Here is a 10,898-nt window from a genome sequence, read left to right as displayed (position 1 = left end):
TTGGGGTGTAATGGCCACCACATTGCTCAAGCCTTTCGGGGGCGCGGCTCCGCCGAAGTAATCGGATCCCCAATTGGCTAAGGTACCCTCCTGTTTTAATACAATTGTTTGTTGCCCGACATCGGCTACAGCCAAGACATTGCCAAGCTGCGGCGGCATCATGGTTTGGCCGGCGGAGTTGTGGCCCCATCCCACCACGGTGCCGTCCTTCTGAAGGGCGAGACTGCACTCGGCGCCGGCAGCAATCGCGATTGCGTTACTCAGCCCAGCCGGCACATCTGGCTGACCATAATTGTCCTTTCCCCAGGCGACCACTGTGCCGTCGCTTTTAAGTGCGAGGCTATGGCCATCAAATCCGCTATAAGGTGGATGGGTATCACCGCCTCCCGCCGCAAGCGCAACAACGTTCGATAAACCGATTGGGACATTGATTTCGCCATGCGCGTTATCGCCCCACCCCACAACTGTGCCGTCGGCTTTCAAGGCCAGGCAATGGTCCCAGCCGGCCGCTATGGCCACAACATTACTGAGCCCAGGCGGGACGTTGGTTTGACCGAAAGTGTTGTCTCCCCAAGCTACGACGGTTCCTTGAGCGGTTACGGCAAGCGAGCTGGACGCTGCAGCGGCTATAGCCACAACGTTTGTCAAACCAGCGGGAACGTTGGTCTGGCCGGCGCCATTTGCACCCCAAGCCACCACCGTTCCGTCCCCGTTAAGGGCCAGACAGTGAACGCCCCCAGCGGCTACTGCCCGCACGTTAAACAGGCCCTCAGGCACATTGGTTTGTCCATACCTGTTGTCGCCCCAGGCAAATACGGAGCCATCGGCCCGCAGGGCCACAGCGTGACCGTCCAACATATCTTTGGAAATAGCCACTGCCACAACGTTGCTGAGCCCAATCGGCATCGCAAAATGGATTTCCATGTACTCTCCCGGCGCTCCGATTAAGGGCAAATCCATCTCGAGTTCTCCCCACGAGAGCAAAGTCCCATCGCTTTGAATACCCAGAGTCTCCTCATTGCCCACTCCGATATTGGTCACGACAGTCCCCGGGGTCGGAGTCATTCGCTGGCCCCAACCCACCAGCCGCCCGCTCTGGGGCGCGGCCTCTGCAACCTGAGAAAGCGACAGTAACCAGCAAACCCCCAAAGCGCACCACCGCCGGCTTGGAACCCGCGCTTGTTTGCAACTGACGCATGCAATTTTACTGGTTTTCATGCGATTCCGTTCATCTGGCAGAGAGGTGCTGCGACCAAACAGGCAAGTGACAAGCAATTTACAGACCAATTCGCCGCTGAGAAGGATGTTGGAGCGTGAGAGCGAGGAGCGTCGGGAGCCTGGCAATCACTCGGAAGCTCCCATGGTCTCACGCTCCGACCGCTCCACGACTCTCATCTGGCGCCGGAGCTCGGCACACTCGCTCCACCGCGCTGCACCCAATTGGGAATCTGGGTGTGCTTCCAGAAATAGGTTGTGAACCCGCGAAGGCGCAAGGCGGAGTGGAATCCCGAACGTATCATTTCATCCCAAGCCGCTTGCGGGGTCCAGTGTTGATAATACATTCGGTAGAGGCCGACTACAAAGACGTTGCGGTCCTCGCCAAGCAGGCAGTGAACGAAAACCGGCTGGAGCGATGGGTCCGCAAGTGTCAAGAGGGCTTGCCTGACTTGTTCGTCGCACGGTTCCAAAGGCGAAGCAAGGATTGGCACATTCCGATACTCTAATCCATAGTGCCGGGCTTTCCTGCTTTCGGGCCAGATATCCCAAGGCATGGTTTGGAGGCTCAGGATGGTCCGGACACCTTGTTGGCGGAGCCTCATGAAGTCCTGTTGCGTCCTGGGTTTCACCCCTTCAAAGAGGCCCGGCGCTCCGGACACCGCGCGGCATCTGGGTCCTGTGGCGCATCCCGTTGCGAGAAGCCCCAAAAGCAAGAGAAGAGCGGCTCTTTTGCATTTCATCCAGCAACCACTCCGGTAAACCCGCTCGCGGAGCAAGAGTTGGTCAAACACGCCTCAAGCTACAGCCTGTTCCAACGGATGCACTCAGGTAAAAACCTCCCGAATGCGCGGAGAGTTCCCAACCAAGGGCTACTGCGCCCGTTCGGTTGTCCTGTGTTTTTGTGGCTGGATTGTATTGAAGGTCTGGATTATAACTCTGCCAAGTACGCGACGATAAACCACTTCACATTATTATGAAAAAACCAAATCCAAGTCTGTTGCTTGTTGCCGCAATCGCCCTCAGCGCAATGTCTGCGCTAGCCCAGGAAAAGCGCGTGAGCCCGCATGAGACGACCAGCGCGGTCATCGATGGCAGCCGGGTCACCATTGTCTATGGCCGGCCTTATACGAAAAACCCCCGCACAGGCGAGGAGCGCAAAATCTGGGGTGGGCTGGTGCCTTATGGAAAGGTTTGGCGGATGGGGGCTGATGAATCGACGCTGCTCATTACACAAAAGCCGCTCATGATCGGCGGCACGCCGATCCCCGCCGGCGCTTACTCGTTGTACGCACTGCCTGAGGAAGACGGCCCAACCAAGCTGATCATTAATAAGCAGATCGGCCAATGGGGCACCCAATACAATCAGAGCCACGATTTGGCCAGGGTCGATATGACCAAGGAAAGCCTCGACACGCCCGTGAATCAATTGACTGTTGAAGTGGCCAAGAACCCATCGGGTGGCGGCGTCATCAAGATGATGTGGGAAAAAACCCAGTTCTCGGTCCCCTTTACCGTGAGCAAATAGCGCCTCCGCCGCAGTTGTGCTAGACTCGCGGGAGATGAACCGCACCATCAAGAGCTTGGGCAAAAGCGGGGATCCCTTCACAATGGTTAGTAAACTGGCAACTAAGTTTCGTCACACGCGTCGCAAAGCAGTTCCCTCTCCTCCTTTGGAGGAGAGGGCTAGGGAGAGGAGGCCCTCTGTCTCGAAACTTCACAGTACTAGCGGGAACCATGGACCCCGTTTCTGGGGGGGCGCTCCGGCCTCGCTCGTTGTTTCGTTATGGCTTAGGCGTTTCGCGGGCTTGTGGGTTTGCGTTGCAACGGTCATAATCGGTTTGCCTGACGCCGGCTTTTCTGAGCCGCCTTCTCCCGAGGCCATTCTGCAGGACCTGCACAAGTTCGAACAGATGGGCAGCGTCCTCTACATCGCAGCGCATCCGGACGATGAGAATACCCAACTCATCGCCTACCTCGCCCGGGGGCGGCTCTATCGGACAGCTTACCTGTCGCTGACTCGGGGCGATGGCGGCCAGAATGTCCTCGGGCCGGAATTCGGCGATGAATTAGGCGTCATCCGGACACAAGAACTGCTTGCAGCCAGGCGCCTGGATGGGGGCCGGCAATTTTTCACACGCGCCGTAGATTTTGGGTTTTCAAAAGATTACCGGGAAACGCTGCGCATTTGGGATAGGCAAGAAGTTCTGTCGGATATCGTGCGGGTGATTCGGACATTTCAACCCGATGTGCTGATCACCCGGTTCTCGACGCACCCGGGCGGCACGCATGGCCATCATACAGCCTCCGCGGTGCTTGCCCTTGAAGCGTTCAAGCTGGCCGGGGACCCAAAGGCGTTTCCAGACCAGCTTCAACAATTGGCGCCATGGCAACCCAAGCGCATTCTATGGAACGGGTTCTTCCGAGGCGCCAGTACAGAGACAAACGGCGTGTTGCGAATCGAGGTTGGGGGAGAGGACCCGGTTCTGCACGAATCTTTTGCCGACATCGCTGGCCGCAGCCGTTCGATGCACAAAACCCAGGGCTTTGGCAACTATTCTGGCCGTGGCGGCGGCGGGATGAGAACCGAATCGTTTCAATTGCTGGCCGGCGAGACCGCCACCCAGGACATCCTCGATGGCGTGGATACAACCTGGAGCCGGGTGCCTGGGGGCGCCGAGATTGGCAGGCTGGCTGAAGAGGTTACCAGCCATTTTGACACCAAGAATCCTGCGGCCAGTGTTCCCGCGCTGCTGACTATTCGCGCACGGGTCGCTGCCCTGCCTCATAACCCGCTCCTGGACGATAAGAGGCATCAACTGGACGGTATTCTGCAGAATTGCCTGGGCTTGTCCGTCGAGACAATCGTCTCGAGGGCCGAAGTTGTCCCTGGGGAGACGATGAAGTTGCGCCACACCATCACCGTCCGCCCGGGGATGTCGGTGCGCTGGGTCGAGACGCGATACCCGGTTAATCATACTCAACTTAAGGCGGGCATCGATTTGAGCTCGGAACCGACCGCCACCCGAGAGACTACGCAGATTCTTTCGACAAACACTCCGTTGAGCCAACCCTACTGGTTGCGCCACGAGCACTCACCTGGCATGTTTCGCGTCGATGACCCCTCGCTCATCGGGCGCCCCGAGAACACGCCGGCCTTCCCAATCGAGCACGTGTTCGAAATCGGCGGCCAGTCACTTGTGGTTGCGGATGAGCCGGTGCAAATCATCACAGATGCCAAGAAAGGCCAATTCCGCCGAAGGCTGGAAGTCATCGCGCCAGTCTCTCTCCAATTCGCTTCGGATGTAAAATTGTTCTCGCCCCGCTCTTCGCGCTCCATCGAGGTCGAGATCACTGCGGCCCGGCCAGACAGCGCCGGGGCACTGAGGCTCGATGCCCCTGGTGGATGGAAGGTCGAACCAGCGACACGCTCATTTCATTTGGCGAACGCCGGCGATCACACGCGCCTCGAGTTCACAGTCGCCGCTCCACCGGAACCGGCAACAGGCCTTATTAGTGCCCTGGCGGACGTGAATGGCGCGACTTGGAGCAGCGAACGGGTGGATATCCGCTACGCGCACATTCCCTGGATACTGCTTCAGCCTCCGGCCCATTTCAAAGCGGTGGGCGTTCAGTTGGCCATCGAGGGGGGGCAGGTTGGTTATGTGCCTGGTGCAGGCGACTCCGTGGCCGAAGGTCTCGAACAGATGGGCTACACCGTGACCCGATTGAACGGCGCGGACTTCACGCCGGAGCGCCTCCGCTCTTTCGATGCCGTCATTTTCGGCGTGCGCGCCTTCAACGTCCGGACCGATTTAAGCCCTGTTATGCCGGCTCTTTTCAAATACATCCAGGACGGCGGCAATGTCATTGTCCAATACAATCGCCCGGAGGGCCTCAAAACAACCCCGATCTCCCCCTACGAGTTGCGCATCTCGGGAGAACGGGTCACCGACGAAGAGGCCCCGGTGACATTCCTGACTCCTGAGCACCCGGCTCTCAATGTCCCCAATAAAATTTCGAGCGCGGATTTTGTCGGATGGGTCCAGGAACGCGGTCTGTATTTTCCCAGCCAGTGGGACGAGCATTTCACACCCATTCTCGCATGCAATGACCCCGGCGAAGCCCCGCTTAAAGGCGGGTTGCTCGTGGCCCATTATGGGCGGGGCTATTTCGTCTATACCGGCCTGGCGTGGTTCAGGCAACTGCCGGCCGGGGTGCCTGGGGCTTACCGGCTTTTTGCCAACCTGGTGTCGCTGGGCAAAACCAATGCGCGCGCCGAGGCCGGAGGCCTCAAGTGAAAGACACCGAGCCAACCGGCTTGCCCGGGCTGCGCTCCTGGCGCGCAGTGTACATTGTGGTGGTGGCGAGCTTCGTTCTCTGGGTGGGGCTGCTCTTCGCATTAAGTGTCATCTTCCAATGAGCCCGCTGGATTTCGCGGTTCTCATTGGAACGATGCTGGGCATTGCCATTTATGGGGTGTGGCGCACCAAGGGCCACCAGAATCTCAGCACCTACCTTAAAGGCGACCCGATGCAGTGGGCCGCAATTGGCATTTCGGTCATGGCCACCCAGGCCAGCGCCATTACCTTCATTTCCACCCCGGGACAGGGCTTCGAAAGCGGGTTGAGCTTTGTTCAAAACTACTTCGGCCTGCCCCTGGCCCTCATTCTGGTTGCCGCGGTGTTCCTGCCGATGTACCGCCGATTGAATGTCTATACAGCTTATGAATTCCTCGGACGCCGTTTTGATGCCAAGGCGCGGTTGCTGGGCGCGGGCCTGTTTCTTCTCCAACGCGGCCTGGCGGCCGGCATCACCATTTACGCCCCCGCCATTATCCTTTCTTCCATGCTGGGCTGGAGGCTGGACCTGACCATTGTCTTGAGCGGGTTGGTTGTAATCGTCTATACGGTCGCCGGCGGGAGCGATGCGGTCACCCTGACTCAGAAATACCAGATGGCAGTCATCTTTGGTGGAATGGCGCTGGCATTTATCATCCTGTTGACGAAGCTCCCCGCCAACCTCACTGACGCCCTCACCGTCGCCGGCGGTTTCAAACGATTGGGCGCCGTGGACTTTTCCCTCGATGTCCACCGCCGTTATACGTTCTGGTCCGGGTTGCTGGGCGGCCTGTTCCTGTCCTTGGCTTATTTCGGCACGGACCAATCGCAGGTCCAGCGCTACCTTTCGGGCGCATCGCTGCGCGAGAGCCGCTTGGGGCTCATGTTTAATGCCGTTTGCAAAATCCCAATGCAATTCTTCATCCTGCTCTTGGGCGCCCTGCTCTTTGTCTTCTACCAATTCGAGCAGCCGCCCGTATTCTTTAATGAGCCGGCGTGGGCGATTGCTGCTCAAGGTCCTGCGGGTGGGCGGTTGCGCGAATTGGAAAAGAAATTCGCCGCCATTCATGATCAAAAGGAGCAATTGATACGCGCCTGGCTCGATGCCAAACATGCCGGCAACCACAAAGCCGAAGCCGAGGCCCGAACCCAGGCCTGGAACGCGCTCCAGCGCAGCGAGGCCCTCCGTGCCGAGGCCAAAACAGCCCTCCAGGCGGCCGTGCCCGGCTCGAAAGCCAACGACGCCGATTACGTTTTCATTACTTTTATCCTCCACTACCTGCCTCACGGGGTTATTGGGCTGCTCGTGGCGGCCTTTTTTGCTGCCGCCCTTTCCTCCAAGGCCGCTGAACTCAATGCGCTCGGCTCTACTACCACAGTCGATTTCTACCGGCACATCGTCAAACGCCAGGCCACTGACGCCCATTACGTCGCCGCCTCCAAATGGTTCACTTTCTTGTGGGGCATCGTCGCGCTGGCTTTTGCCCTGTTTGCGAACCTGGTCGAGAATCTCATCCAGGCAGTCAACATCGTGGGCTCCATTTTTTATGGCGTGCTGCTGGCGCTGTTCCTGGTGGCCTTCTTTTTCCGCAGGGTAGGCGGGACAGCGGTTTTTTGGGCGGCTTTGGCGGCCCAAACGTTGGTGCTGGCGCTTTATTTTTCGCTCACGATTAGTTATCTGTGGTACAACTTTATCGGGTGCGCGGCCTGCGTGGTGTTGAGCATCGTCCTGCAGGCCGCGATAGGCTCGAGCCCGCAGCCGGCGCCGGCCCTTCCCGGCACGGCCACCGTCTCGCGCGAACCCGAAGGGTAAGCCCATGGCTTCGGCTCCTGTCATCTGTTTCGGCCAGCAACCGTGCGGATTCTTCCCACGGCGATTCTTAGTCGCCAAAGTCCGCACCGCCCGCCGCGTGCAGGAGGAAATCGGCGGCGAAATCGTCTTTTTCTGCCATGACAGCGATCATGACCCGCGCGAGACCCGGACTATCCTGCGCCACCGTAAAACTGGCATGCCGGCCCAGCTCAATTTCAGCTTCGAGAACCGCCTTCAGCGCAAGTTCTCCCCCCTTTACCTCAAGCGCATCCCGGGCGATTGGCATTCAAAAACCGTGCTGCAATTGCCCAACTACATCGAGCATCCGTCCATCAAGCTGTTTGAAAACACGTCTGCCAAAAGTGTCGCCGATTTTTGCCTGGAAATGTATCGCAAGCTGAACTTGCTGGAGGGCCTGCGCGTCGTGCGTTCGAGCGACCCCGCTGTGCGCCGAGCCGCCTGCGAGGTGCCGGAGTTCTTTGTGGACGTGCCCCACGACGGCGAGGTCGTGCGCGCCCGCTTGCAGGACAACGCCTTCAAACTGCACGAGGGAGGCGGTGTGTTTATCACCCTGCCCCTGGCGCCGTTTACCCGCGAGCAGATCAGCCCCACACGCGATACCCGCCTGCGCTGGATGCAATCGGTGGTGCATTGCACTCATTATATCGCCGGAGCAAGCGAGCAGGATTATTTGCAGAGAGAAGAGGCGCCCGAAATTACTTTCATCAACCGTGACCCCATTGAGCTTTCCGATGAAGCCTACACTAAACCGCTCGCCTGAACGCGCACCGCTCCTGGCCTTCGGCGCCCATCCCGATGACATCGAATTCGGTTGCGGCGCTGTCATCGCAAAGGAAACCCGCGCCGCGCGTCCGGCTCATTTCGTGGTCTGCTCGCGAGGCGAATCGGGCACAAGCGGGACCGCGAAAGGCCGCACCGCTGAAGCGAAGCGGTCTGCGGCGCTGCTCGGGGCCTCGCTGGAATTTGTCGAACTGGATGGAGACGCGCATCTGGAGCCTTCCGTCGCGCACGCAATCCGATTGGCCGGAATCATTCGGCGCACCCGCCCGTCGATAGTGCTGGCGCCCAGCCTGGTCGAAAATCAACACCCCGATCATTATCGCCTGGGCCGGCTGGTGCGCGATGCCGTCCGCCTGGCCCGCTACGGCGGCCTTAGCGAACTGCGCGGCGCCAGCCCGCATCCGGTTGGCCAAATCCTCTTTTATGCCGTCACGCCTCAAGCCGAGCCATTGGACCTCGCGCGCGTGCTCATCGATATTTCGGAACCGGAGATCATTGAGGCCTGGACTTCAGCCATGTCAGCTCACCTTTCTCAAGCCGCTACCCGGAATTATGTCGAACTGCAAGTTACCCGGGCGCGTTTGAACGGTCTGCGCGCCGGGGTGAGCCATGCAATAGCCCTTTTTCCCAATGACCCGCTTGTATTGGATTCCATTGCGCAATTGGGTCTCGGCGCCCGGCGTTTTTAACCGTTTTCGCAAGATGCAACCCCCCTCCCTCTCGAAACCATGAAACCTTGGGGAACGCCAAATCCTTGGCCCGAGGCCGAAGGCCTCGCTTATACCAGCACAGGGCAACGCCCTGGGAACAGGCGCGGTGGCGAGTGGTTGCAGGCCAACGGCCTGCCTCATGGCACGCTATGAGAATCGGCATCACCTGTTATCCGTCAGTTGGCGGGAGCGGCATCCTTGCCTCGGCCCTGGGAGAAGATTTGGCGCGGCGTGGCCATGAAGTCCACTTTATCAGTTACGAACGCCCGTTCCGTCTGCCGCTCCATGCGCCTCGAATCTATTTCCACCCGGTCGGAATCAACCGCTACGGTTTATTCAAATACCCGGATTACACACTGCCGCTCTCGGTCAAGATGGCCGAGGTCAGCCGCGACCACGGGCTGGATGTCCTGCATGTCCACTATGCTGTGCCGCATGCGACGGCTGCCATCCTGGCCCGCGCGATGCTCCCGCCCGAGCAGCAACCGCGCCTGGTCACCACCCTGCACGGCACTGATAGCACTCTGCTGGGGGGCGACCCGGGTTACGGCCCCGCCATCCGCCACGCCCTGAACTGTTCCGACGCCATTACCACCGTCTCGAGCTGGCTCGAACAGGAGACCCGGCGCTTGCTCGGCGTTGATGGGAAAATTGACGTGATTCATAACTTCTTCGAGCCGCGCCCGCCGCGCCGTTCAGCAAAACAGGTCCGGGAAGAACTGGAGTTGGGAGACCGCGTGTTGGTGCTCCACTCATCCAACCTGCGTCCGCTCAAACGCATCGATTTGCTGCTGGAAACCGCCAGCCGGATTCGACCCGCAAACAGCTTCAAGCTGGTCATCCTGGCGGGGGAAAGCTTTGCGCCCTTCGCGGCGGACGTGCGGATGCTGGGGTTGGAAGACCGTGTCCTGGTCATCGAGAAAGTAGCCTGCATTGAAGATTACCTTCAGGCAGCGGATTTGGCGTTATACACCTCGGAATCCGAAAGCTTCTGCCTGGGCATTCTCGAGGCGATGTGCTTTGCCTGCCCCAGCGTGGCGACTGCTGTCGGCGGAATTCCTGAGGTGGTCGAAGACGGCGTGAATGGGCTGCTGACTCCGTTCGGGGATGCCGAGGCGCTGACGCAGGCAGTCCAGGACCTCATCCAGGACCCCGAGCGCCGAATCATTCTCGGTCAGGCGGCGCAAAAGCGCGCACGGGAAGTCTTTTCGGCAGACGCCATTGTCCCGCGTTACGAAGCTTTGTACAGGCGGGTTTGTGCGAAGGATTGACTCCCATGGCTTTGCGCGGGTGGGGAAAGAAAGTTTGTGCGCGCAGGGAGGCGAAAACAAAGTGTAACATGTTTACATCAACGATAAAGTCCGGAGATGTTGGGGTTTTTGTTACGCTTTGAAAGTGTAACATGGGGGTTCACTGTGTAACATATCAGATTTTCTTCGAGGACAGTCCGAGTCGCAGCCTCTTAATGATGCGTTGCCGCAGTTCTCGGGGGCAAGCACCTGGACGTGTGGCACCCACGAGAGCACCCAGCGGGCTAGTTCCTTGCGGCTCAATGTCTCCAGCCGCAACTCGAGGCTTCCGTCGCGCCGCTCACGCATCTGCTGGCTGGGGTGCAATACCCGCTCACGAATGTACGTGTCGACCTGGCTGGTAAAGAGCAGCCGCACTTTCCATGGGCGCTGGGCCTGCCTGATTGGCAACCCTTTTCACCACAGAGATACAGAGGCACAGCGGGGCAGAGCCTGGCGGCAGGTGGAATTGTCAATGATGTGGCAGGTGATCGTTATTCCAGCGCCGCATAACATTAGGATTTTTGACATCGAACAGTTGATTGCCTCTCAGTCCCTCCACGTGGCCGTCGCAGAAGCCAACGTTATACAGTCCACTATGCCTTTGTTTGGTTGCCTCCACCATCGGATCTGTGGGGACGCCGTACATAATCTGGCTGTATCTTCCGAGAATAAAACCCACTGCCATCCCACAGGAAGTTGAAAAAAATGGTTGGAAATTTTGGTAAAA

Annotated in this window: 10 protein-coding genes; 7 read left to right on the top strand and 3 right to left on the bottom strand. The window is 58.9% G+C overall.

Translation table 11 applies throughout. From position 1 onward, the window contains the following. Together VG146_10560 and VG146_10555 are read right to left on the bottom strand one after the other, a co-directional pair. On the bottom strand, positions 1–1,218 hold a 1,218-nt coding region (locus tag VG146_10560), incomplete at its 3' end, for a hypothetical protein (GenBank protein ID HEV2392791.1). A gap of 173 nt (positions 1,219–1,391) precedes the next feature. Next, on the bottom strand, positions 1,392–1,820 hold the full coding sequence (locus VG146_10555) for a hypothetical protein (protein HEV2392790.1): 429 nt from the start codon (positions 1,818–1,820) through the stop codon (positions 1,392–1,394). Between the two features lie 371 nt (positions 1,821–2,191). Between VG146_10555 and VG146_10550 the strand changes: the two genes are divergently transcribed. The 7 genes from VG146_10550 to bshA all read left to right on the top strand — a co-directional run bounded on the left by VG146_10550 (position 2,192) and on the right by bshA (position 10,150). Next, a complete protein-coding gene (locus VG146_10550) occupies positions 2,192–2,743 on the top strand; it encodes a DUF2911 domain-containing protein (protein ID HEV2392789.1) in 552 nt (183 codons plus the stop codon). Positions 2,744–3,023: 280 nt separating this feature from the next. Further along, positions 3,024–5,516 carry a PIG-L family deacetylase gene (locus tag VG146_10545; GenBank protein HEV2392788.1) on the top strand — a complete coding sequence of 831 codons (2,493 nt, stop codon included), beginning with the start codon at positions 3,024–3,026 and terminating at the stop codon, positions 5,514–5,516. After that, on the top strand, positions 5,513–5,638 hold the full coding sequence (locus VG146_10540; protein HEV2392787.1) for a hypothetical protein: 126 nt from the start codon (positions 5,513–5,515) through the stop codon (positions 5,636–5,638). The genes VG146_10545 and VG146_10540 overlap by 4 nt, the downstream gene beginning before the upstream one ends. Beyond that, positions 5,635–7,368 (top strand): sodium:solute symporter, encoded by a 1,734-nt coding sequence (locus VG146_10535; protein ID HEV2392786.1) that lies wholly within the window; start codon positions 5,635–5,637, stop codon positions 7,366–7,368. Before VG146_10540 ends, VG146_10535 begins: the two co-directional genes overlap by 4 nt. Positions 7,369–7,372: 4 nt before the next feature. After that, a complete protein-coding gene (locus VG146_10530) occupies positions 7,373–8,149 on the top strand; it encodes a hypothetical protein (protein ID HEV2392785.1) in 777 nt (258 codons plus the stop codon). Continuing rightward, positions 8,121–8,858 carry a PIG-L family deacetylase gene (locus tag VG146_10525; protein HEV2392784.1) on the top strand — a complete coding sequence of 246 codons (738 nt, stop codon included), beginning with the start codon at positions 8,121–8,123 and terminating at the stop codon, positions 8,856–8,858. The genes VG146_10530 and VG146_10525 overlap by 29 nt, the downstream gene beginning before the upstream one ends. A 170-nt stretch (positions 8,859–9,028) precedes the next feature. Beyond that, complete coding sequence (gene bshA, locus VG146_10520; protein ID HEV2392783.1) at positions 9,029–10,150, top strand: N-acetyl-alpha-D-glucosaminyl L-malate synthase BshA; 1,122 nt, start codon at positions 9,029–9,031, stop codon at positions 10,148–10,150. A gap of 490 nt (positions 10,151–10,640) precedes the next feature. Here bshA and VG146_10515 read toward each other — a convergent pair. Next, positions 10,641–10,898 (bottom strand): hypothetical protein (locus VG146_10515; GenBank protein HEV2392782.1); only part of this gene is annotated, 258 nt, incomplete at its 5' end.

It is taken from the genome of Verrucomicrobiia bacterium (assembly GCA_035946615.1).
Lineage (GTDB): Bacteria > Verrucomicrobiota > Verrucomicrobiia > Limisphaerales > UBA8199 > DASYZB01.
Note: the sequence above shows the minus strand (reverse complement) of the source record. Positions and strands in the feature narration are given on the sequence as shown.